This is a genomic window from Aquirufa nivalisilvae, assembly GCF_003143535.1.
Lineage (GTDB): Bacteria > Bacteroidota > Bacteroidia > Cytophagales > Spirosomataceae > Aquirufa > Aquirufa nivalisilvae.
The window spans coordinates 1,679,062-1,702,820 of the sequence record NZ_CP029346.1; the positions used below are offsets into that span (position 1 = coordinate 1,679,062).

A 23,759-nucleotide genomic window follows, 5' to 3' on the forward strand; every position below is an offset into this window, starting at 1 on the left:
CTTCTTACAGTACTTTAGGCCTTATTTCTGGTTGAACAATAACTTAAATTGATATTAAAGACCTAACATTAAGTTTACACGGTCCATATCAGATGGAGAAACTAAAGTAGCGTGAACTAGGTTACGCTTCTGCTTAGTCGTTTTTTTAGTAAGGATATGGCTATGAAAAGCGTGTTTACGCTTGATTTTACCAGTTCCAGTTACTTTGAAACGTTTCTTTGCTCCAGAGTTGGTTTTAATTTTTGGCATTATTGTAAAAATTAAATTTAAAATTGGGAATGCAAAAGTATAAAAAATACCCCTTAATTCCCTGTTTTGATTAAAAAAAAATTGAAATTATTTCTTAGCAGCTTTAGGAGAGAAGATAATGCTCATACGCTTACCTTCTAATTTCGGCATGTCATCTGGTTTGCCAAACTCTTCTAAGCCTTTAGCGAAATTCAATAATAACATTTCGCCACGCTCTTTGAAAACAATGGTACGTCCAACAAAGTGAACATAAGCCTTTACCTTAGCGCCTTCTTTTAAGAAGTTAACTGCGTGTTTTAACTTAAAATTAAAATCATGCTCGTCGGTATTAGGACCGAAACGGATCTCTTTAATAACCGTTTTCGTAGCATTAGCTTTGATTTCTTTTTGCTTTTTCTTTTGATCATACTTGAATTTAGCATAATCAATGACCTTACAAACAGGAGGAACGGCATTAGGAGAGATTTCAACCAAATCTAAACTTTGAGACTCAGCTATCGCTAGCGCTTTAGAAAACTCATAAACACCTTGCTCAATATTTTCTCCTACTAATCGCACTTCTGCAACCCCTCGAATTAAATTATTGATTCTGTAAGGCTCCTCTTCTCGTTTGTTTCCTCGGTAATTGTTATTGGGGCGTAAAGCCATAAAGTAAAATTTCGTTTAATAATTATTGTTAATTCTCGTATTCAATTCGAAAGCTATATCAATTTTAACGCATTTGCAAACAAAAGAGTTTCAAGCAATTGATAATCGCCAATAAATCTATCTATCCTGAGTCAATTGTTGAATTTCTTCCTGAGCAATAGCCATAAAAGCATCCAAAGTCATCGAACCTAAATCTCCTTGACCCTTTTTACGAATACTGATCAATCCTTCTGCCTGTTCTTTTTCTCCCACAATAATCATGAAGGGAACTTTTGAAACTTCAGCATCTCGGATTTTACGACCTATCTTCTCATCACGGTGATCTACATATCCTCTTAAATCACGCTCTTGTAAACGTAAATAAATCTCATTGGCATAATCTTCGTATTTCTCGGAAATAGGTAAGACTGCCAATTGATCCGGAGATAACCACAATGGGAAATTACCTGCCGTATTTTCAATCAAAATAGCCACAAAACGCTCCAAAGAGCCAAATGGCGCCCGGTGAATCATAACAGGACGATGCTTTTGGTTATCTGAACCTGTATATTCTAATTCAAAACGCTGAGGTAATTGATAATCTACTTGAATAGTCCCTAATTGCCATTTTCTACCCAAAGCATCACGAACCATAAAATCTAATTTGGGACCATAGAATGCGGCTTCGCCATATTCCACCACATAAGGTAGGCCTTTTTCTTCTGCCGACTTAATGATAGCTGCTTCTGCCTTTTCCCAATCCTCATCTCTACCGATATATTTCTCCCGATCTGTTTTATCTCTCAATGAAACTTGGGCCGAAAATTCATTAAAACCAAGCGCCTTGAATACATAAAGTACCAAATCAATCACTTTCATGAATTCATCCTCTACTTGGTCTGGACGACAAAATATGTGCGCATCGTCTTGAGTAAAGCCTCTAACACGCGTTAAGCCATGTAATTCTCCTGATTGCTCATAACGATAAACCGTACCAAACTCTGCTAAACGCAATGGCAAATCTTTATAAGAACGAGGTTTAGTTTTATAAATCTCACAGTGGTGAGGACAGTTCATCGGTTTCAACAAGAACTCTTCACCTTCATCAGGAGTATTGATTGGTTGAAATGAATCTTTACCGTATTTGGCATAATGACCTGAAGTCACATACAATTCTTTACTTCCTATGTGTGGAGTCACAACTGGAGAATATCCTGCACGAACCTGAGCTCTACGTAAGAAATTCTCTAATCTTTCACGAAGAATCGTTCCTTTAGGCAGCCACAAAGGCAAACCTAAACCTACCTTTTCAGAAAATGCAAAAAGCTCTAATTCCTTGCCTAATTTGCGGTGGTCACGGCGTTTAGCTTCTTCTAATAGGAATAAATACTCTTCCAATTCTTTCGCCTTAGGGAAAGTGATGGCATATATACGGGTCATTTGCTTACGCTTCTCATCTCCGCGCCAGTATGCACCCGCTACGCTTAATAACTTAACAGATTTAATAAATCCAGTTTGAGGAATATGAGGCCCACGACACAAATCAGTGAAGTTTCCTTGTGTATAGAAAGTAATAGAACCATCTTCTAAACCTTCTAAAAGTTCTAATTTATACTCATCATCTTTTTCCTGAAAATAGGCAATAGCATCTGCTTTGGCCACTGGCTTTCTCAAATATTCACTCTTTTGGCGAGCCAATTCGAGCATTTTGTCTTCAATCTGCTTAAACTGATCACTACCAAATTCCTTTCCTCCTAAATCTATATCGTAATAAAATCCATTTTCAATGGCTGGACCAATACCAAACTTTGTACCTGGGTACAAAGCTTCAATAGCTTCTGCCATTAAGTGGGCAGATGAATGCCAAAATGTCTTTTTCCCATCCGTATCATTCCAGGTCAATAATTGAACACGCGCATCACATTGAATAGGAGTAGAAGCATCTACTACTTGATCATCCACTTTGGCAGCCAACACATTTCGTGCTAAACCTTCTGAAATTGACAAGGCAACTTCCATAGGTGTCACACCTGAATTATACTCACGGATATTTCCGTCGGGAAAAGTAATTTTTATCATTCGTACAAATTTTATGCAATTTACAAATTAAGCAGGAATATTAGGAGCGTATTTTAATTTTCAGGTGTCTCTGTATACAAACTATCCCTTTGAGCTCGAGTAGAATCAATATTTCGATTCATCAATCGATACCTTAAACTCTTAAACCTAGCATCTGCAGGATATAATCTTTGAGCTGAATCCAAAAGCTCTATACTTTTCAACCTTTCTCCCAAATAAAGCCAACAAATCGACTTAGTAAACATGGCTTCAGAACTAAATGCATTGTCATTAGGCACTTTATCATAAAAAGCGATTGCTTTATAATAATCTCGATTTTTAAAGTAAAAGTTACCTAGCTCAGCGAATAAACTAATATTGTTAGAAAATGAAGCCAACACACTGGCATATACTTTTTCTGCTCTAGGAATTTGTCGAATTTGGGCCAAAAAGCGAGCCCAAAAACGAAGTAAATGCGGGTCATTGGGGTACTTTTTTCTTGCAGCTAATAGCTGAGCTTGATATATCATCAAAGGAACTCGAACACCTTGATGTTGAAAATACAATCGAGCTAAGGGAGTTTCAGATAGATAAATGTTACTACTATCACGTACAGACTTCATCCATGCTAAAGTATCGCCCACAGATAAATTACGCAATGTATAAACATAAGCTCTATCCTTGGGTGATAAACCTACTTTTAGACTTTTAGCCAAATAGTAATTGGCCATTTTAGTTTGCTTCTGTTGGGCATATATTTCTGCTAGTAAAATCCATAAACCAGGGGCAGAAAAACCCGCTTCTTCTAATGATTTCGCATCTTTTAAAGCGTCGGTATATTCTTCTAAATGGTAATGGATTTGTGCCGACAGAAATAAAAAGTCCAAATCACCGGATTCTATCTGTAAGGCCCTTTGTATATCTTCATAGGCTTTCAGATACTTTCTTTGAGTAAAATAAGCCTTGGAACGTATATAATATAGGGAGGAAGATGGTTTATCTTCTAAAATGGCACTGACGTATTGAATCACCCGCTGTGGATCTTCACCTTTCAAAAATGCGGTAGAAGGAGGTATTTTTTCGCCTTTTGAATCTTGATTCGTTTCACAGGAGAGTAAAAAAAAGCTTAATCCAAGCAGTCCAATCCAAGAAAAAATTAAAAACCTATATCGATTACCAAAGGATACCACTCGATTTGCTTGGTTTGAGATTTATATAAACAACGAACTCCGATTTCAAATGTTTGAGAAAATCGCATCAAATGAAATTGAGACGACAAATCTACACCGAATGATTGGAAAGTCGTGGAGGTAGTTCCATCTTTTAGTATATTTTCTCCTTGAGATGCATCAAAAAACAAATTACCTTTTAATCGCTTCACATACAATAATCTACCTACATTGAAATCTGTATTGGCAATAGGAAACTTATAGTCTGCGGAAAAAGAATACAATCGATTATACAACACGGTGGTGTATCCACGTGGCAAGGCTAATGTACTAGCAAATGTATAGTTTCCATTAGATTGCTGCTGGTAGGCTCCTCTTAAGGAAATACCATGGTGTTTAAATAGGCCAGGAACAAATGCTTTTAGTTGAGCAGACCAAATTTCTGAATTCAAATTTTGACTAAATGGGGTTCCTTGCCAATGCAATCCAATTTGATATCCCCAAGGTGACTGAACATCCCAATATGCCTTATTCAACAATTTTGAATAGGAGAGTGCGTGCGTCATGGATGAATACATGCCATTAAATGCCTCACTTTTAAATCTTAATGGTAAATCATAACCACTGACTTGAAAAAAAGAATAGGTAGACGAAATGGTTAAAAACTCTGAATACGCTGAATGTGTCAAATTAAAAGGTAAACGTATACCCAAATCTCCTTTCGTTTGCGTCCAATTATCTGTCCTCAAACTATCAAATGGTGCTCTTTTATCAATATATAAACTTGTACTACGTTGACTATTTTGAAACGATGCATCAAATACTGGAAATAATCCTTGGTAAGAAAAGCGAGCAAACTGAGTACCAGCACGCTCATTGGGATCATATTGATACCCCAAACCAGCCTGAAAGGTATTGGTTATATTTTTAGACAATAAACTTACTTCCAATTGATTTCCCTGAGCTGCTATTAATGGTCCCCATGAATACACATTAAAAATATTCCATTTAGAATATTTTTGAGCAGCATAATTAGGATTCACTAAGTGATTGTACGTTGGTGAAGCTTCTGAAACGAATGGTTTCCAATCCTCATTCTTCAAATTTGTCTGCATGATTGCATCACCAGAGGCTCTGTAGGATTGATATATGATCTTTTCATCATTAAAAGCCTGAGCAGAATAAGCTCCAAATTGCGAATGCGTTAAGATTTGTTGCTGTTTATTTTTTAAATGAATGCGAACAATTTGATCAATGCCATTAACTGGTTCATTGAAATAAACATAATCTCCCTGTAAGTAAGGTGCACCTATATTATTAGCCCCTAATCCAATCTCATACAACTGATTGAAATGTACCAAATCCATCACTCGGATGGATTTTTGATGTTGTCTTTTTACAACAAACACCATCCTGTTCTGATCAGCCAATCGAGCATGAAGCACCTGTTCTCCAGAAGCAATCGCTATTTTTTTAATCAATTGTCTGGTTTCTACATCCAATAATAACAAATGAGATGAGCCTGAATTATTTTGGACTAGGGTTAATACTTGTTTTCCATCTTGACTGATGGAAGGGTTTATCCATTTTTCATCTCCATCCCAAAATGTTTTTTCCTTTGTTTCACGATTAAATAATACCAAACGAGTCCCTTGCTTTTGCCCCCAACGAACATCAAATTTGATTTCAGACCATACAATCCAGTTGGGTGAGGCAGAAAGCATATTCATTTCTGCTATTGGTCCTAGCTTCGTTAACTCCTTTTCTTGCCCATGACTAACTTCTACCAGCACAGGAATACTTGAAAATCCCGATTTAATTGCCACAAATGCATTATCTGAAATCCAACAAGGATATTCATAAGGAGTATATCCTTTAGAAACCTTGGGACTAATTTGCACCGCATTATCGGCGTTAACTTGCTGTTTCAATTGAATAGAATCACGTAATTCCTTTAAAGCCAATTGACTCAGCTGATCTATACTCAATCCCGTTCTTTGCTTTACCACCGAAGAAAATGCAAAAGGATAAGGGCGCTGTAAGGCGTTTTGCCAAATCTGACCTATGGTAAATTCACCTTGTTTTTGACGAATATATTGACTCAAATACTGGCCAAATACATAGTGATTAGGGACAAACTCTCGGAACGATTTCCCCATCAATTTTCCGTAAGATGGAATACCAAATTCCGATAAATAAGCGTGAAGAGGCAAATAGAACTCAGGTATTTTACTTCGGCCAATAGGATTTAACTTTGTTTCTGTTTCCACAGCATCTCCTTCCCAAAGCCAATTGGGGACTATTAAATTGGAATATAAGGCTTGGCCATTACTTCCCCATAAACTTCTAAATACCTTGGCTAAACCTTGTCGACCCAACTCATTTTGAAACATATGTCGAGTTTCATGACTCACCAACATTTCAAGCCATTCATTGGTACCCACTAAAGCTGGACTTTGCGTGGGAATAGAGAAAAACTCCGCCCTAGGGGCGTTTAAACTAACAAAACCATTAGAATATATCCCTTTGTTTTGTAATACAATTTTCCAAGGATGCAGTTTGCTGGGTAGAGTCTTTCCAACTTGATTTACATGTTTTTCAAGGTAAAACGCTGTTAATTGAGCTAAACTATCAGCATCTTCAGGATAAATAATTTGAATGGCATGATTAGGAACTTGAATGCGTTTCCATTGAACTGATGCTGGATTTTGATCTAATAAGGCATAATTTAACTGTGCCATAGTCATTGGGGCAATGCCCAAATACAACAAGAATATGAATACTTTTTTTAAAGCCATTTGAGAATAAAATCAAGCATCCAACGAACTTTTAACTGATAAGGGGGATATAAAAACTTCATCATTCGACTATGTTGAATTAACACTGATTTCTGATTTGAGAACTCAATAAATCCGTATTTACCCCCTGTTTTACCAATTCCAGAATTATTAACACCTCCAAAAGGTAACTCGCCATGCCCATAATGGATAAGGCAATCATTAACAACTACACCACCCGAACTTGTATTTTTCAGGATATGCTGAGTAAACTCTTCATTTTCTGAAAAAATATACAATGCTAAGGGTTTTTCTTCTCTTGCTAATTTGTCGATGATTTCTTGCTCATCTTTATAAACTAAAATGGGTAAAATCGGTCCAAAAATCTCCTCCTGCATGATTTTCATATCATGATGACAATTAGTCAATACCATAGGTGCAATAAAACAATCTTGTTCATCTGTATCTCCACCAAATAGAACATTGGCTCCATGCAGTTTAGCGTCCTCCACTAAATTCATTATCCGACTAAAATGTCTGGAATTGACAATTCTAGCATAATCTTTACTTTGCTGAACACCTTTTTTATCAGGATTATAAAACGAATTAACCGACTTTTCTAGTGCTTCTAAAAATGCGAAATAGTGCTTCTCATGTACATATACATAATCTGGAGCAATACAAGTCTGTCCATTATTCAAAAACTTACCCCAGGCAATTTTTTGTGCTGAAGCTTCAATATCAGCGTGAGGACCAATAATTGCTGGTGATTTTCCTCCTAATTCTAAGGTAACAGAAGTTAGATGTTCGGCAGCAGCCTTCATGACTAATTTGCCAATCATGGGACTACCTGTAAAGAATATATGATCAAATTTCTGGTCTAATAAACAGGTCGAAACCGCTACATCACCTTCAAATACAGCTACTTCACTTCGATCAAATAGTGATGTAATCATTTTTTTAATAAAAGTAGAAGTGGCTGGGCTTAATTCAGAAGGTTTTAGCATGACTGCGTTGCCGGCAGCTATGGCTAATAGGAGTGGGCAGATAGCCAAGTTAAAGGGATAATTCCAAGGAGCAATGATCAAACACATACCCTTGGCTTCCATTTGCACGTATCCTTGTGTACCTAACAATAGAAGTGGAGTAACTACTTTTTGAGGCTTCATCCAGGATTTCAGATGAGCGCATATATGATCTATTTCTCTTTTTACACCTAAAAGTTCTGCTAAAATGACCTCAGAAGATGGTTTTTTAAAATCGTCATACAAAGCATCAAACAATTCTTTTTTATGAGAAATCATGTATTTCTCAATGGATCTCAATTTGTCAATACGTTCTTTATGTGTCGTATTTTTAAGACGAGATAAAGACGATTTTTGAATCCAAAATACTTCTGCAATTTGATCTTCTATTGGTGAAACCATAGCTTTTAAGACTTAAATAATTCTCTTAAACTGTTTTCTAATCCATCAAAATACCGGTTATTTCCCGAAGGTTTTCTTAACGAATCTCCAGCCACATACCATAAGCCATCTCCTGGGTAAACAGCAAATGACTGTGTGCTTCTCAATTCCTCTTTTGCTTTATCCGCTTGAAAATCAGCAATATAAACCGTATTCATTAAAGTCTGTAAACGATCCCAATCTGAAATTGTTTTAAGCACTGAACCAGATTCTTGATAAGTGAAATTCAAATTTTGGAAAGATAATTCTCCTTCAATCCTAATCCATTCATCCAATTCATTTTTAAACTGAAACCCTAGAAACAAAGGCAATTCTCTACCGGCCGTCTCGAAAATGGATTGAATGAATTCTTGAATTAAATTTTCTTCTATTTCCAACATCCTTGGCACCTTAGTGGTCGAATTGGGATATTCCAACATAATAAACGGCTCTTCATCTCTTGGCTTACATGATCCCGATTTATATGTTTCAAATCTAATGGCTAATCTTTGTTGCCATGCTGGTGATATGCTTCCTTTCCAGGCCCATGATTCTTCAGTAGGTAAACCTTCAGCGATCAATTCTTCTTTAGAAAAATCATCCCGATCAGTGTATTGAATCTCTACTTCCAAAGACGCCTGCGGAGTTCCAAATTCAATAAATCGAATTAATGATTCAAAATGATAAGGAGCTGGCACATTGTTAGCACTCTCGTAAAATAAATTAAAATTTGTCATGGGCAGAAGATTCTTTGGATAAAGATTGGAGGTACAAAGCTACCGTTTTCAAGCTATCCAATTTACCATTTGAATTAAATAAGAATTTTGGAAGGCAAATAATCGACTTAGGGATTTGTTTTGAAGACAAATGCTGTAATAAATATTGTTTTAAATGACCTTCAAATGACACTTCTTCAGGTGATTCGATAAAAAGTACGGCTTTTTGCCCGTAAAATATATCCGGAATACCCGCTACAAAAGAAAGTTTAGAAATGCCATTTTCTAAAAAATAGGCTTGAACGTGTTTTTCAATTTGACTAGGTAACAATTTCATTCCGCCAGAATTAATGACAAAGTCTTTTCGTCCCAAAATCTTGAAACGTTGATCTTCTTTCAATTCAGCTAAATCATTGGTTTCTATCCATGCTCGATTAGTCACCTCTGCTCGGATACAAATGCAGCCTTCTTCATTCAAATTTAGTTCAACTCCTGGAAGTGGACGTAAGTAATCATCAATTTTTAATGAAATGGGTCTGTAAGCTATGTGTGAAACCGTTTCTGTCATCCCATAAGTAAGAAAAATAGGAAAATCTTGTTTCATCGCTAGACTTTCAATCTCAACAGAAATAGCTGCACCACCCACTAAAACCCCTTTTGCAAAATGAAAAGGCTTCAATAAAGAGTCATTTTGCAGTATATGTTGCAATTGAGGAGGAACGAGGGAGGTCAATTGTATGGACAAATCATTGGGAATATCTGGCTGGTTACTAGGTTCAACAATGATAAGTTGTAAATCCCAAACTAAGGCTCTTACCACAACCATCACGCCTCCAATAAATTTTACTGGCAAGCACAATAATGCACGATCGCCGGCTTCCAATCCCAACCAATTTCCAGTCAATTGAGCAGAATGAATCATTTGATCTCGATGAATTCGAATAGCTTTGGGTTGTCCAGTTGACCCAGACGTATGGAAGTTAAACCACTCATTTCCTGCGTTCCATGATTGACAAAATTCAATCACCTCAGCTTCAAAAGGAGTGGATGGAACAGGGAACACATTGGACTTTGGAGAAATTACCAGCATATAATCAGTGAATCATTCCAAAATTAACCAAACATTCTCTAATTTTGAGGGTTACAGCTAGGATTTACCTTAATTAATTGAGCATGTCTGAAGATCCTTTCTTAAATCCCATTAATCCAGAAAAAGTAGCCCAAAACCCTGGACTTTTGCCTTATGCACATACGGCTGGTTCAGCTGTCATCAAGCCTGAGGACATGGGAAAATCGAAAGGTAGATCGGTGAAAGCAATGCGGCAGCAAACAGACCGCCAAATGAACCAGTTGTATGAACAAATGGAGGTATTGGCTAAACAAGCCAAATTATTAGCTGAAAGAAAAGAAATATCGGAGCGAATTTACGATGCAGCTATGGGTTTTGAACCTATCATCAGTGAAACGTATTATCTATATGAAAAGGAGAATGGAACGGATTTACTATCTTTAGTAGCTCCACATGAATGGGGCCGTTCTTTTAAATACAGTCGATTTTTAGCCCAAGTAACATTACTAGCAGACCATACATGGGATGTGATTTATAACCAAGAAAACGAATAAACCATGACATCTAATTTTCCCTGGAAAACGATCAAGGAGTACGAAGAAATTCTATTTCAACAATACAATGGAATCGCCAAAATTTCCATTAATCGCCCACATAAACACAATGCTTTTACACCAAAAACGGTTCAGGAAATGTCTGAAGCGATGGAATTAGCGCGACAAGACACAACAGTTGGCGTCATAATATTAACTGGCGAGGGTGGAAAGGCATTCTGCTCAGGTGGAGATCAAAGTGTTAGGGGTGATGGGGGATATGTAGGTCAAGATTTAGTTCCCCGATTAAATGTATTGGATTTGCAAAGACAAATTAGAACCATCCCAAAACCAGTAATTGCCATGGTTGCAGGCTGGGCCATTGGTGGTGGACATGTCTTACATGTAGTTTGCGATTTATCCATTGCAGCAGATAATGCCCGTTTTGGTCAAACTGGACCCAATGTAGGGTCTTTTGATGGTGGTTTTGGTGCATCTTATTTAGCGCGTGTGGTTGGACAAAAGAAAGCCAGAGAAATTTGGTATTTATGTGATCAATATGATGCTCAAGAAGCTTTACAAATGGGTTTAGTCAATAAAGTGGTTCCATTAGATCAGTTAGAAGCTACTACCATTTCTTGGTGTGAAAGAATATTGGAGAAAAGTCCAATAGCTCTTCGTATGCTAAAATCTTCATTCAATGCTGAGTTAGATGGACAAGCTGGAATTCAAGAATTAGCCGGTAATGCGACCTTATTATATTATTTATCCGATGAAGCTAAGGAAGGTAAAAATGCCTTTTTAGAAAAAAGAAAGCCAGATTTCTCTAAATTCCCTAAATTTCCTTGATATGAATCATTGGTTAGTAAAATCAGAACCGTTCAAATATTCTTGGGATGATTTCGTTAAAGAAGGTAAATCCGTTTGGGATGGAGTAAGAAATTATCAAGCCAGAAATAACTTGATGGCCATGAAAAAGGGTGATTGGGTGTATTTTTATCATTCCAATGAAGGCCTTGAAGTGGTTGGATTAGCCGAGGTAAGTAAGGAACATTATCCTGATCCTACCACGGATGATCCTCGCTGGGTAGTTGTTGAACTGATTCCTATACGGAAGTTTAATAAAACAGTAACCTTAAAACAGATGAAATCAGATGATCGCTTAGGGAATTTGGCCTTATTAAAGCAATCTAGACTTTCAGTAACGCCAGTTGACAAGCCTGAATTTGATATTATCATGAGCCTAACAGAATAAATATTATGAAACGTTTTCATCAATTCAAGCTAGTGTTGTGTAGCCTTTTGCTTTCAACCATGTTTCAAGCGCAAGCCCAAGTTGGTCAACGAATTGAATTTCCAGTAGGAGGTAAAGACTTAGAATCCTTCACTATACCTATTGGTAATCAAGGAGTTATTATATTAAATCAATTAGGCAAGCAAGAATTTAGTATCCAAAAATTCTCCACCAATTTGGAGCAAGTTTGGTATACCTCTGGAACAATTGATAATGGCTTGGATTATGTAAATTATAGTTTCGACGGTAAATCGTTAAATCTATTATTCAGTCGATTTAAGAGTAATTCCTACCAAATAGTGCGTGTTAATGTATCAAAAGGTTCGTTTGAAAAATTCCAAATCTATTCCGTGGATCGAATGGAAATATCCAATTTTAAAGCCTTAAACGAGTCTTTGTTCATTGGTGGAATTGTCAATAATCAACCTGTCATTTTATTTACCAATTTAAAAGAGCGTAAAACCCGAATTCTTCCTTCCGTAGTTAAAGGACAAGCGGAGATTCAGTCCATGGATTTAGACTCCATCCAACAGCAGGTAAATGTGACCTATTCTGTTGGAAATCGAGCTAAAAACTATCAATTAATCATTAAATCATTTGATGAAGATGGTGGACAAATTGGACAAATTGGACAAATTGTCATGAATCCCAATGAAGAATTTGCCATGATGAATGCAAAATCAACACAGTTAAATGACTCATTGCAGGTAATTGTGGGCACTTATGGGCACAAGACCACCATTGGTTCTTCTAAAGGGCCAAGTTCTCAAGGGATCTATTTTAACTCTTATTTAGATGGAGAATTGCTTCAATCTAAGTTTCATAGTTTTACTAAATTTTCGAACTTTTTTAATTTCTTGACTCCCAAACAAAAAGAAAAACAAGAGAAGAAAATCAAGGACAAGGAAAGTAAGGGTGAAGATCTTCGACTTGATTATCGTTTATTAATTCATGAAATCATTAAAAAAGGAGATCACTACATTGTGGTGGCTGAAGCTTTTTATCCTGATTACAAATACAATAATTTTGGTCCTTATGGCTCAATGATGGGCCTAGGAAGCTTTTATTCACCATGGAGCATGATGTATAATCCCTACCGTTGGGGTTATGGATATTATGGTTTGTATTCTCCTTATTCAAGCTATTATAGCCCTTGGGGATACCGTGGATACAATTATTATGGAAACCAACAACAATTTGATGGTTGGGTTTACACCCATGCGGTTATCGTTGAATTGGATGAAAAAGGAGAATTACTTTGGGATCACTGCATTGACATGAAAGACCTAAAAGAACCTAAATTGATTCAAAAAATCAAAACATCCATTCAGGGTGATCAAATCGTACTTTCCTTTAACTTAGATAATCAAATTATTACCAAGACCATTAAAAATCAAGGTAAATCAGAAAGTGAGAGTATACAAAACATCAGTACGGAAAATGAGGGTGACAAAATCAGAAGAAGTAGTCGTTCTGAGTTAAATTATTGGTTTGGACCATATTTCCTAGCCAATGGATACCAGACGATTTCCAACGAAGAAGGTCGCCGATCGGTATATTATTTAAATAAGATAGAAATCCAAAAATAATTTTGAAGCAGTCCACATCCATTGCCATTGAAACACCTCAATTTTGGGGAAATAATTATCAGTTAATCGACTCAGGTGGATTTGAAAAGCTGGAAAAATTTGGAGAATTCACCGTTAGACGGCCTGAACCTCAGGCTATTTGGGGTAAATCACTTTCTGAAAATGAATGGCAAAAACTGAGTCATGCCCATTTTAAAAAGGAAAAGGGAAGTCAAGAGCGCGGACAATGGGAAGTGAAAGGCAAAGTACCCGACAAATGGTTCATGCCTTATCAATCTGATCGCCTTCAACTTTCTTTCAAAATTTCTCTTTCCTCATTTAAACATGTGGGCTTATTTCCTGAGCAAGCCTCCAATTGGGAGTTTTTGGCAGAAAAAATTCCATTATTTCAAAGACCCAATCCCAAGTTTTTAAACCTGTTTGCCTATACAGGTGGAGCAAGTTTGGTCTGTCGACAAATGGGAGCAGAAGTAACCCATGTGGATTCTGTCAAGCCTGTATTATCATGGGCTAGAGAAAATATGGAAGTATCCAAACTTGACGGTATACGTTGGATGGCTGAAGACGCCCTAAAGTTTGTCAAAAGAGAGGCTAGAAGAGGTAATTTCTATCAAGGAATATTGCTAGATCCTCCCGCCTATGGACGTGGACCTGATGGTGAAAAATGGGTGTTAGAAGAGCAAATTGAAGATTTATTACTTTCTGTCAAAGAAATATTGGATCCAGAAGAGCACTTGTTATTAAGTAATGTGTATTCACTTGGTTTCTCCACTTTAGTGGTTGAAAATCTCATGAATGGTATATTTGATGTGCCTTCAAGTGCCGAATCAGGAGAGCTCTATTTAAATGACAATAGCGACAAAAAACTTCCTTTGGGAGTCTTTCATCGCTATTATAATCATATCTAAATGGGCTTAATTTTTAGGATAAATTGTCCCTTTGGCAGCCAATAAGGTATTTTTCATTAATGAAACAATGGTCATTGGACCTACACCTTTAGGTACTGGAGTGATGTAAGAACATTTAGGGGCTACATCTGCAAAATCCACGTCTCCTTTTAAAGCAAAACCTGATTTTTTGCTTTCGTCTACTACTCGAGTCAAACCTACGTCAATCACAACAGCTCCTTCTTTAATGTGTGCTGCTTTAATGAACTCTGGTTTACCCAATGCGGCAATGACAATATCTCCTTGAGCGCAAATTTCTTCCAAATTAGGAGTTCTTGAGTGAGTCAATGTAACTGTACAATTTCCTTGAGGGTGGTTTCTTTGCATCAAAATCGACATTGGTAAACCTACAATTTGACTTCTACCGACCACAACACAATGTTTACCGGCAGTTTGAATATTGTAATAGGCCAATAAATCCAATACCCCTTGAGGAGTGGCTGAAATATAAGCAGGTAAGCCTTTGGCCATTCGACCTATGTTGATTGGATGAAATCCGTCTACATCTTTAGAAGGATGAATCATTTCCATCACTTTATCCGGATTAATATGATCGGGTAGGGGTAATTGAACAATCAAACCATCCATATCTGGATTATCATTTACACCTTGAACAGCGGCCAACAATTCAGCTTCTGTAATGCTTGGTTCAAAACGTAAAAGGGTAGACGTAAATCCTAATTCTTCACAAGATTTGACTTTATTAGCCACATAGGTTTCAGAAGCGCCATTATTTCCCACTAAAATAGCTACTAAATGAGGGGCTCTTTGACCTGCTGCTACTAATTCTTGTACCTCTTTGGCAATCGAGGCTTTCATTGTTTCAGAAACAAATTTGCCATCAATAATTTGACTCATACCCTTAAATTAAATGTTAATATTACTTTTTTCTACCTTTTTTAGGTGCCGGAGCTTGTTCACCCAGTTCTAGGCACTGTTCTAATGTTAATTCGGAAGGATTCTGATCCTTAGGAATTTTGACATTGCGTTTTCCTATTTGAATGTATGGACCATACATACCATTGACAATTTTTACTTGATCATTTTCAGCAAATTCTTTAATGAATTTATTGGCTTCTAAATTACGCTTAGCTAAAATGATTTCAATAGCTCGTTCAGAAGTTAAACTAGCCAAATTATCCGTTTTACCTAATGAATAGTATTTCCCCGCATGTTTAACATATGGGCCAAAACGACCTTTTCCTGTAGAAATTAATTCATTTTCAAAAGTTCCTAGACTTTCCGCTTCAGCCACTTTTTGTGCTGATTCTAACACACGAATAGCTCCAGCCATATCTAAGGTAAATGGATCTTCTGTGTCTGGTAAACTAGTAAATTTGCCGTCATACTTAATGTAAGGACCTAATTTACCTGCACCAATAATCAATGGTTTATCCTCATGGATTCCTACTTCCCGAGGTAATTTAGGACGCTCTAATAAAGCAATAGCTTCTTCTAATGTTAAATTAGAAATGGATTGGTCCTTCGAAAGATTAGCAAAAACAGGCTTTTCGTCTTCTCCAGATTCCCCTAATTGAACGAATGGTCCAAATTTTCCCAAACGAACCGATATTTTCTTTCCTGAAACTGGATCAACGCCCAATTCTCTTCCTCCACCAACGGAACTACGTGAAATCGACTTGCTATCTTCAATGGTTTGATGGAAAGAACCATAAAAATTCTTCATTAATTGCGTCCAGGCTAATTTTCCTTTGGCAACATTATCAAACTCATCTTCCATTTCAGCTGTGAAGGTATAATCCACAACTTCTTCAAAATTCTCAACCAAAAAATCAGTAACTAAGGTGCCTATATGAGTAGGAAATAATTTAGCTTTTTCTGTTCCAACAACCTCGGTATTCTTTTGACCAACAATCTCTTGATCTTTTAATATCCACGTTTGAAACTCGCGTTCTTTTCCAGCGCGATCTTCTTTTACCACATAAGCTCGCTTGATGATGGTAGAAATCGTAGGAGCATAGGTAGAAGGACGGCCAATACCTTTTTCTTCCAATGCTTTCACCAAACTAGCCTCTGTGTAACGGGCTGCTGGTCTAGAAAAACGCTCTTGAGCCTTTAATTCCGATAAGTCAAGTACCTGACCAATGGACAATGGAGGTAACATATCTTTGTTTTCATCTTCTTCTTCATCGTCTTTTCCTTCTAAATATGCCTTTAAAAATCCTTCAAAAGTAACCACTTCTCCTTGTGCTATTAACAATTCCGAAGTACTAGAAATTTGAATTTGAGCTGTAGTTCGTTCAATCACAGCCTCTGACATTTGAGAAGCAATGGCCCGTTTCCAAATTAATTCATATAAACGTTTTTCACGCGCATCACCTGATATGGAATTTACTTCAAAATCAGTAGGACGGATGGCTTCGTGAGCCTCTTGCGCACTTTCACTTTTGGTTTTAAACTGGCGAGCATGATGAAATTTAGCACCATAGGCTGCCTCAATGGCTGCTTTTGCCTTATCTCTAGCTTCTTGAGATAACATGGTTGAGTCAGTACGCATGTAAGATATACGTCCTGATTCATACAATTTTTGAGCAATCTGCATGGTAGTAGCTACCGAGTACCCCAATTTTCTGGATGCTTCTTGCTGTAAAGTTGACGTAGTAAATGGAGGTGCTGGAGATTTCTTAGCGGGTTTCGTTTCTAAGCTCTTGATACTAAAGTCTGCACCAACACATTTTTTCAAAAAAGCGACTGCTTCATCTTCTGTCGCGAAATTCTTAGGTAATTCAGCCTTCAACACCTTTTTGCCAGGCAAATTGAATAAGGCTGTAATTTTATAAGTTCCTACACTTTCGTGCTTTTCAATTTCCTTCTCTCTTTCAACAATTAATCGAACTGCAACTGATTGTACACGTCCTGCAGAAAGACCTTTTTGAACTTTAGACCAAAGAACAGGTGATAATTCAAATCCTATTAATCGATCCATGATACGGCGAGCTTGTTGAGCATTCACCAAATCCATATCTATTTTTCGAGGAGCTAAAATCGCATTTTGAATAGCCGATTTCGTAATTTCTCTAAAGACAATCCTTTTTGTATCATCTTTTAAGCCTAATGCTTCCTTTAAATGCCAAGAAATAGATTCTCCCTCACGGTCGTCGTCAGTTGCTAACCAAACTTCTTCAGATGATTTAGCTAAACTTTTCAATTCTGAAATCACTTTGGTTTTATCCGGTGAAATCACATAGGTTGGCGTGAAGTCATGCTCTATATCAATTGCCTTATCGCCTTTGATAGGAAGGTCCCTCACGTGACCAAACGAAGATTTCACCACAAAATCTTTACCCAAATACCCTTCGATGGTTTTAGCTTTTGCAGGCGACTCCACGATGACCAAATTTTTTGCCATTCTATTAAATTGAATAATGTAAACTAAAAAATGACCTCAAATATACTTGCTTAAAATGAATTTCTAGCCAATGATAAAGAAGCAATCAAAAAAAATCTATTTGTTCTATTAATCTGGGATATTACCAATTCGTATTCTTGAATTAAGATTTAAGCGTAATCCGACGTAATTAAATTGACCGTTGATAAAACTTCCAATTGCCTCTAATCGAAATATTTTCAATAAACCATCCAATCCATAACCGACTTCAGAGTATAAAAGTTTTTGATTGTGGATATATACCGTATTGGCAATCAACAATTCTTTCACATATGACTTTTTCATTCCTAGGATGGGTTTCAACCACAAATTAGAAAACTGAAATAAAGATAATCCTTCTACATAAGCACCAGCAGTACTGTAAGCATAGTGATTTACATTCAGTCGCTGATTAGCCCCTGATGTGAAATTTTGGTAGTAGCCGACTAGTCGGTGGGACGCCAACATTTCTCCAGCCTGTACCAAATTCATCGTACCATTATAATGCTTAAAATCAATAAAATACTGAGGTGCTTCCCCTATAAATGTACCAGCATTGATGATAAAACCAGATTTTACCCATGGAGAAAGTGCCATATTTTGTAAATACGATAACTCCACCATCGTAAATGGAGCTGATGATTCAGCTACACCTTTCCATCCTGCACGATATTTGAATAAAATAAGAGGAGAAGATCCCCACTCGCTTTCACGAATATGGTTACGATAATATTGGGTTAAGAATGGTCTAAATCCTAAGGTAATTTGACTTATAAAAGAATTGTGAGTTTGAAATCCATCTTGCTTATATTCCTCATTTTGAGGGTTATTCGACGTGAATTTACGGTTCAGGTAATTGAACCAATAATAATCCGTGGTATTATCCATTTGACTTCTGCGCGACCACTCAAAACTACTTTTAAAGAAAAATTTAGATGAAAAACGCTTGGTGAGAGCTAAATTCCAATATTCTTTGCGAAAGATTTTCATTTGATTATTTTTCAACAAAAGTGTTGAAAGGGAATTCATCTCAGGAGAAATGGAATTATCTGGATTCATTTGTTGGACAAAATCCCCTTGAGCTAAGGAGATATCAAATGAATCAGTCTTATACCTCAATTTGATGTATCCCGTATTTCGATTCAAACCAAAGGATCTCCTTCCCAAAAATTCTGCTTCTAAAAATCGATACCTAGCCCAACGTTTTCTAAATACTAATCCAGCGTTAGCAACAAAACCTTCCACCGTATTGAAATTGGAATCAAATACTGGAGATTTATAATATATCTCAAATGGATAAAAATCCTTTTGTCGAGGACCGTAGTAGAACGATTTAGAAAACAGCAATTGATTGAAAGAAAAAGGACTTTTTCTCAACGTATCAATGGACGCTTCTAATAAATTGGAAGTCATAGACCCTTGGAAAAATTGATCTTCTTGAGTATTGTGTAAGACTTCTTCCCGCTTCACATATCGAACGGAGTCCATAGTAACCAGTCCACTTTGCGGGCGCGATTTCCATTTTCTTAATAATGATTGATGAAAATTTCCTAACAATTGGGTTGCAAAGACCTCATCAAATCCTATTTCTGCAATGTTTAAGCGCTCTTGAGATTGGTTGGGAATTTGAAACCCTGAATCTGCTTTCCAAGTTTGGGGTTTCTGTTGAACCTCTTCTTGTAAAAGAAATTCACCATAATTGCCCATGAGCCCACCTTCCAATTTAAAGTAAGCTGATTTAGGTAGCCACGCTTGATTTACCCATTGATGTTGCAAATCCATGTGATAAAGTAAAGCATCAGACTCTACTTGAGCTTCCCATCGAATAATCCAGCCCGTCTTACTTAATGTCAATTTACCTGAAAACAATCGATCTCCAGAGGAGGATGGTCTAACGTTAAATTGGTAACCAATTTGACCGTCAACCAAGGTATCTCCTTGATAATCATAGGAATAATAATCCCGACCATGATAATTCAATGGAGAAACGCAATTAGTACCAATGAAATCTTGATAGAAGTCTGGCCAGAAAAATAGGGTAGGCCTAGGGTATTTTTTTTGAAATCCTTTGACATCAATGACCTCATGTATCATTTGATTCAAACTTTTTACATATACTTTAGCATGTGTTTGATTTCCATACCATTGGCCTTCCTGAATTCCTTCATTTTTTTTCAATCGATTTTTAGCTAGGCCAAGAACCCGATTAAAACGACCTTTTTCTTTCGTTATAACCTCCGCTGAAAATTGTCCCATCAACGCGCTATGTTGAGGTGCTAATTCCAAAGCCCTATTGATCAAGCTATCCATAGCATTGGTTTTTTGACCGAAGGCTGCCATGCTTCCAGAAAAGAAAACGAGAAAACAAAAAGAAGAAATCTGCTTAAATCTCAAATTGGGCTTAACAATGGTTTCAAAAACGAGAATTTACTCGATAAAAACTCAATTAAAATGTAAAATTCACAAAAAACTGCTGCAAAGGAAATGATATTTACAAAAAGTGGCAAAAAGGTGGCAGTAATCTATTAATTTTACGAACAATTTATTAAAACCAACATTGACTCATGGCCTTTGATATTGAAATGATTAAAGCTGTCTATGACCGCATGCCGGCTAGAATTGCCGCAGCACGTGCATTGACAGGAAAACCGCTTACTTTAACGGAAAAAATTCTTTACAGTCACTTGTGGGAAGGTACCCCTTCTACCACATTTACACGTGGGGGTTCCTATGTGGACTTTGCTCCAGACCGTGTTGCGATGCAAGATGCAACGGCTCAAATGGCCTTATTGCAATTTATGCAGGCAGGTCGTCCGCAAGTTGCCGTTCCTTCTACTGTACACTGTGATCACTTAATTGAAGCTAAAGTAGCTTCTACAACTGACCTTAAAGTGGCGGTTGACAAGAATAAAGAAGTGTATGATTTCTTATCATCTGTTTCAGATAAATATGGTATTGGTTTCTGGAAACCAGGAGCTGGTATTATTCACCAAGTTGTTTTAGAAAACTACGCATTCCCAGGTGGAATGATGATTGGTACAGACTCCCACACTGTAAATGCAGGTGGTTTAGGTATGATTGCCATTGGTGTTGGTGGAGCTGATGCTTGTGATGTAATGGCTGGTTTAGCTTGGGAATTGAAATTCCCTAAGTTGATTGGTGTTAAATTAACTGGTAAATTAAACGGATGGACATCTGCCAAAGATGTTATCTTAAAAGTAGCGGGTATTTTAACTGTGAAAGGTGGTACTGGATGTGTGGTTGAATATTTTGGAGAAGGAGCTACATCCATGTCTTGTACAGGAAAAGGAACCATTTGTAACATGGGAGCGGAAATTGGTGCTACCACTTCTACTTTTGGTTATGATGATTCAATGGCTCGTTATTTAGAGTCTACAGGTAGAGCTGACGTTGCGGCTTTAGCAAATGGCATTCGTGAGCATTTAACGGCTGATTCTGAGGTTTATGCCAATCCAGAAGCTTATTTTGACCAAGTAATTGAAATTGATTTGGATGCATTGGAACCACATGTAAATGGTCCATTCACTCCAGATTTGGCCACGCCTATTTCTAAATTGAAAGAATTAGCGATCAAAAACAACTGGCCTACTAAAGTAGAGGTTGGTTTGATTGGTTCATGTACGAACTCTTCTTATGAAGATATTGCTCGTGCAGCTTCATTAGCTAAACAAGTAGCAGCGAAAGGTTTAAAAACTAAAGCACAATTTACTATAACTCCAGGATCGGAGCAGGTACGTTACACGATCGAAAGAGATGGTTTTATCTCGACATTTGATTCCATTGGTGCCACTGTATTTTCAAATGCTTGTGGACCATGTATTGGACAATGGGCTCGCCCAGGTGCTGAAAAAGGAGAAAAGAACACCATTGTTCACTCTTTTAACAGAAACTTTGCCAAACGTGCCGACGGTAACCCAAATACCTATGCTTTTGTAGCTTCACCAGAAATCGTAACAGCATTAGCTATTGCAGGTGATTTAACTTTCAATCCTTTGACAGATACGTTGACTAACGAAAAAGGAGAACAAGTGAAATTGGAAGCTCCAACAGGAGATGAATTACCAAAATTAGGATTTGCTGTTGAAGATGCTGGATATCAAGCTCCTGCAGCTGATGGATCAGGTGTTCAAGTTAAAGTAGCTCCAACTTCTGATCGTCTTCAATTATTAGCTCCATTCTCAGCTTGGGAAGGAACTGATTTGAAAGGCTTAAAATTATTAATTAAAGCAAAAGGTAAGTGTACTACTGACCATATCTCTATGGCCGGGCCTTGGTTGAAATACCGTGGACACTTAGATAATATCTCCAACAATATGTTGATTGGTGCTGTGAATTTCTTCAATGAAAAAACAGACAATGTTAAAAACCAATTAACAGGAGCTTATGGTGCAGTACCTGATACTCAACGTGCTTATAAAGCTGCAGGAATCGGAACCATCGTAGTAGGTGATACCAATTACGGTGAAGGTTCTTCTCGTGAGCATGCTGCTATGGAACCTCGTCATTTAGGAGTTCGTGCCGTATTAGTAAAATCATTTGCTCGTATTCACGAAACGAACTTGAAAAAGCAAGGTATGTTAGCTTTAACATTTGTTAATGATGCTGATTACGACAAAATCCAAGAAGACGACAGCATTAATATTGTTGGTTTGAATGATTTTGCTCCTGAAAAACCATTAACAATTGAATTAGTGCACGCAGATGGAAGCACAGATAGTTTCCCTGTTAATCATACTTATAATGCACAGCAAATTGAGTGGTTTAAAGCTGGTGGAGCTTTGAATATCATTCGTGCATCGATTAAATAGAGTATAAAATTGTAAAAGGGCGCAAAATTCACTAGTTTTGCGCCTTATTTCAGATAAACCAACCATTGTTCCTTAATTTTTCCAGATGGCAGCGATTAATGCAGTAAAAATATTTTCAGGTTCAGCGTCCAATTATTTGGCCAAAGAAATTGCTAAATACTACGGAAAAGATTTGGGTGCAGCCACTACATTGCGCTTTTCAGATGGAGAAATGTCTCCAAGTTTTGATGAGTCTGTACGTGGTTGTGATGTATTTATCATTCAATCGACATTTCCATCGGCAGATAATCTGATGGAATTACTATTGATGATTGATGCAGCCCGAAGAGCTTCCGCACATTATGTTACCGCGGTTATTCCTTATTTTGGATACTCTCGTCAAGATCGTAAAGATCGTCCTAGAGTAGGTATTGGAGCAAAATTAATTGCCAACTTGTTGACAGCTGCTGGCGCTGATCGTTTAATGACGATTGATTTACATGCCGGTCAAATTCAAGGTTTCATGGATTTTCCAGTGGACCACTTGGAAGGAACGGCTATTTTTATTCCTTATTTGAAATCCTTAGAACTTGAAAATCTAACTTTTGCCTCACCTGATGTGGGTGGTGTGGTTAGAACAAGAAACATGGCGAAGTTTTTCAACGCCAACATGGTTATTTGCGACAAACACAGAAAACGTGCTAATGAAATTGCATCCATGCAATTAATTGGTGACGTGGAGGGTGCAAACGTCGTTTTAGTAGATGATTTAATTGATACCGGTGGTACAATGTGTAAAGCCGCTCAATTGATCATGGACAAAGGTGCTAAATCGGTGAGAGCAATTGTGACTCACCCAGTTTTATCAGGTAAGGCTTATGAAAACATTTCTAATTCTGTGTTGACGGAATTAGTAGTAACAGACACCATACCTCTGAAAGAAGAATGCGCCAAAATTAAAGTTCTTACCGTTTCAGAATTATTTGCAAAAGCAATCGGAAGAATTCGAGATCACGAATCTATCAGTTCATTATTTATTAAATATTAATTTCAACCGTTTTCAGGGGATAGCAAAAAGCGAAAGACTGGA

General features: G+C 37.1%; 18 protein-coding genes. 7 read left to right on the forward strand and 11 right to left on the reverse strand.

The genetic code is table 11. The features are described 5' to 3' along the window. Positions 1-54 precede the first annotated feature (54 nt). From rpmI to HME7025_RS07465, 8 genes are all read right to left on the reverse strand, one after another. Positions 55-249 carry a 50S ribosomal protein L35 gene (rpmI, locus tag HME7025_RS07430; protein WP_109323028.1) on the reverse strand — a complete coding sequence of 65 codons (195 nt, stop codon included), beginning with the start codon at positions 247-249 and terminating at the stop codon, positions 55-57. An 87-nt stretch (positions 250-336) separates the two neighbouring features. After that, positions 337-897: a translation initiation factor IF-3 gene (gene infC, locus HME7025_RS07435; RefSeq protein ID WP_109323029.1), complete on the reverse strand. Its 561-nt coding sequence runs from the start codon at positions 895-897 to the stop codon at positions 337-339. A 117-nt stretch (positions 898-1,014) separates the two neighbouring features. Then, positions 1,015-2,955, reverse strand: a complete 1,941-nt coding sequence (gene thrS / locus HME7025_RS07440; RefSeq protein WP_109323030.1) for a threonine--tRNA ligase — start codon at positions 2,953-2,955, stop codon at positions 1,015-1,017. A 53-nt stretch (positions 2,956-3,008) separates the two neighbouring features. Then, positions 3,009-4,124 carry a tetratricopeptide repeat protein gene (locus HME7025_RS07445; protein ID WP_161956224.1) on the reverse strand — a complete coding sequence of 372 codons (1,116 nt, stop codon included), beginning with the start codon at positions 4,122-4,124 and terminating at the stop codon, positions 3,009-3,011. After that, on the reverse strand, positions 4,091-6,844 hold the full coding sequence (locus tag HME7025_RS07450; protein WP_154401946.1) for a hypothetical protein: 2,754 nt from the start codon (positions 6,842-6,844) through the stop codon (positions 4,091-4,093). Before HME7025_RS07450 ends, HME7025_RS07445 begins: the two co-directional genes overlap by 34 nt. A gap of 47 nt (positions 6,845-6,891) precedes the next feature. After that, positions 6,892-8,307 carry an aldehyde dehydrogenase family protein gene (locus HME7025_RS07455; RefSeq protein WP_109323033.1) on the reverse strand — a complete coding sequence of 472 codons (1,416 nt, stop codon included), beginning with the start codon at positions 8,305-8,307 and terminating at the stop codon, positions 6,892-6,894. Positions 8,308-8,312: 5 nt separating this feature from the next. Then, entirely contained in the window at positions 8,313-9,062 is a 750-nt protein-coding gene (locus HME7025_RS07460; protein ID WP_109323034.1) for a hypothetical protein, read from the reverse strand. After that, positions 9,049-10,131, reverse strand: a complete 1,083-nt coding sequence (locus HME7025_RS07465) for an AMP-binding protein (RefSeq protein ID WP_109323035.1) — start codon at positions 10,129-10,131, stop codon at positions 9,049-9,051. The genes HME7025_RS07460 and HME7025_RS07465 overlap by 14 nt, the downstream gene beginning before the upstream one ends. Positions 10,132-10,214: 83 nt before the next feature. On the opposite strand from HME7025_RS07465, the gene HME7025_RS07470 reads away from it, so the two are divergent. The 5 genes from HME7025_RS07470 to HME7025_RS07490 are packed head-to-tail and all read left to right on the forward strand — an operon-like array spanning position 10,215 to position 14,434. Continuing rightward, entirely contained in the window at positions 10,215-10,664 is a 450-nt protein-coding gene (locus tag HME7025_RS07470) for a DUF2452 domain-containing protein (RefSeq protein WP_109323036.1), read from the forward strand. A gap of 3 nt (positions 10,665-10,667) precedes the next feature. Next, positions 10,668-11,492: a 1,4-dihydroxy-2-naphthoyl-CoA synthase gene (gene menB / locus HME7025_RS07475; protein WP_109323037.1), complete on the forward strand. Its 825-nt coding sequence runs from the start codon at positions 10,668-10,670 to the stop codon at positions 11,490-11,492. A gap of 1 nt (position 11,493) precedes the next feature. Then, positions 11,494-11,898 (forward strand): EVE domain-containing protein, encoded by a 405-nt coding sequence (locus HME7025_RS07480; protein WP_109323038.1) that lies wholly within the window; start codon positions 11,494-11,496, stop codon positions 11,896-11,898. A 59-nt stretch (positions 11,899-11,957) separates the two neighbouring features. After that, on the forward strand, positions 11,958-13,526 hold the full coding sequence (locus HME7025_RS07485; protein ID WP_109323039.1) for a hypothetical protein: 1,569 nt from the start codon (positions 11,958-11,960) through the stop codon (positions 13,524-13,526). 2 nt (positions 13,527-13,528) lie between these two features. After that, positions 13,529-14,434 (forward strand): class I SAM-dependent methyltransferase, encoded by a 906-nt coding sequence (locus HME7025_RS07490; protein ID WP_226998191.1) that lies wholly within the window; start codon positions 13,529-13,531, stop codon positions 14,432-14,434. Positions 14,435-14,440: 6 nt separating this feature from the next. Here the strand turns inward: HME7025_RS07490 and HME7025_RS07495 are convergent, their stop codons facing one another. The 3 genes from HME7025_RS07495 to HME7025_RS07505 form a co-directional block, all read right to left on the reverse strand. Beyond that, positions 14,441-15,331 (reverse strand): bifunctional 5,10-methylenetetrahydrofolate dehydrogenase/5,10-methenyltetrahydrofolate cyclohydrolase, encoded by an 891-nt coding sequence (locus HME7025_RS07495; protein ID WP_109323040.1) that lies wholly within the window; start codon positions 15,329-15,331, stop codon positions 14,441-14,443. 22 nt (positions 15,332-15,353) lie between these two features. Then, positions 15,354-17,843 (reverse strand): type I DNA topoisomerase, encoded by a 2,490-nt coding sequence (gene topA / locus HME7025_RS07500; protein WP_109323041.1) that lies wholly within the window; start codon positions 17,841-17,843, stop codon positions 15,354-15,356. A 108-nt stretch (positions 17,844-17,951) separates the two neighbouring features. Beyond that, a complete protein-coding gene (locus tag HME7025_RS07505; protein WP_161956225.1) occupies positions 17,952-20,171 on the reverse strand; it encodes a DUF5686 family protein in 2,220 nt (739 codons plus the stop codon). A gap of 254 nt (positions 20,172-20,425) precedes the next feature. Between HME7025_RS07505 and HME7025_RS07510 the strand changes: the two genes are divergently transcribed. Then, positions 20,426-22,690: an aconitate hydratase gene (locus HME7025_RS07510; protein ID WP_109323043.1), complete on the forward strand. Its 2,265-nt coding sequence runs from the start codon at positions 20,426-20,428 to the stop codon at positions 22,688-22,690. 85 nt (positions 22,691-22,775) lie between these two features. Then, positions 22,776-23,717 carry a ribose-phosphate pyrophosphokinase gene (locus HME7025_RS07515; protein WP_109323044.1) on the forward strand — a complete coding sequence of 314 codons (942 nt, stop codon included), beginning with the start codon at positions 22,776-22,778 and terminating at the stop codon, positions 23,715-23,717. Positions 23,718-23,759: the final 42 nt, after the last annotated feature.

Bases quoted from the DNA above. Each gene is read 5' to 3' on its own strand.
- HME7025_RS07510 (WP_109323043.1), top strand. From the start codon at position 20,426: ATGGCCTTTGATATTGAAATGATTAAAGCTGTCTATGACCGCATGCCG.
- HME7025_RS07465 (WP_109323035.1), bottom strand. From the start codon at position 10,131: ATGCTGGTAATTTCTCCAAAGTCCAATGTGTTCCCTGTTCCATCCACT.
- HME7025_RS07460 (WP_109323034.1), bottom strand. From the start codon at position 9,062: ATGACAAATTTTAATTTATTTTACGAGAGTGCTAACAATGTGCCAGCT.
- HME7025_RS07455 (WP_109323033.1), bottom strand. From the start codon at position 8,307: ATGGTTTCACCAATAGAAGATCAAATTGCAGAAGTATTTTGGATTCAA.
- HME7025_RS07450 (WP_154401946.1), bottom strand. From the start codon at position 6,844: ATGGCACAGTTAAATTATGCCTTATTAGATCAAAATCCAGCATCAGTT.
- thrS (WP_109323030.1), bottom strand. From the start codon at position 2,955: ATGATAAAAATTACTTTTCCCGACGGAAATATCCGTGAGTATAATTCA.
- HME7025_RS07470 (WP_109323036.1), top strand. From the start codon at position 10,215: ATGTCTGAAGATCCTTTCTTAAATCCCATTAATCCAGAAAAAGTAGCC.
- topA (WP_109323041.1), bottom strand. From the start codon at position 17,843: ATGGCAAAAAATTTGGTCATCGTGGAGTCGCCTGCAAAAGCTAAAACC.
- infC (WP_109323029.1), bottom strand. From the start codon at position 897: ATGGCTTTACGCCCCAATAACAATTACCGAGGAAACAAACGAGAAGAG.
- HME7025_RS07515 (WP_109323044.1), top strand. From the start codon at position 22,776: ATGGCAGCGATTAATGCAGTAAAAATATTTTCAGGTTCAGCGTCCAAT.
- rpmI (WP_109323028.1), bottom strand. From the start codon at position 249: ATGCCAAAAATTAAAACCAACTCTGGAGCAAAGAAACGTTTCAAAGTA.
- HME7025_RS07505 (WP_161956225.1), bottom strand. From the start codon at position 20,171: ATGGATAGCTTGATCAATAGGGCTTTGGAATTAGCACCTCAACATAGC.
- HME7025_RS07480 (WP_109323038.1), top strand. From the start codon at position 11,494: ATGAATCATTGGTTAGTAAAATCAGAACCGTTCAAATATTCTTGGGAT.
- menB (WP_109323037.1), top strand. From the start codon at position 10,668: ATGACATCTAATTTTCCCTGGAAAACGATCAAGGAGTACGAAGAAATT.
- HME7025_RS07485 (WP_109323039.1), top strand. From the start codon at position 11,958: ATGTTTCAAGCGCAAGCCCAAGTTGGTCAACGAATTGAATTTCCAGTA.
- HME7025_RS07495 (WP_109323040.1), bottom strand. From the start codon at position 15,331: ATGAGTCAAATTATTGATGGCAAATTTGTTTCTGAAACAATGAAAGCC.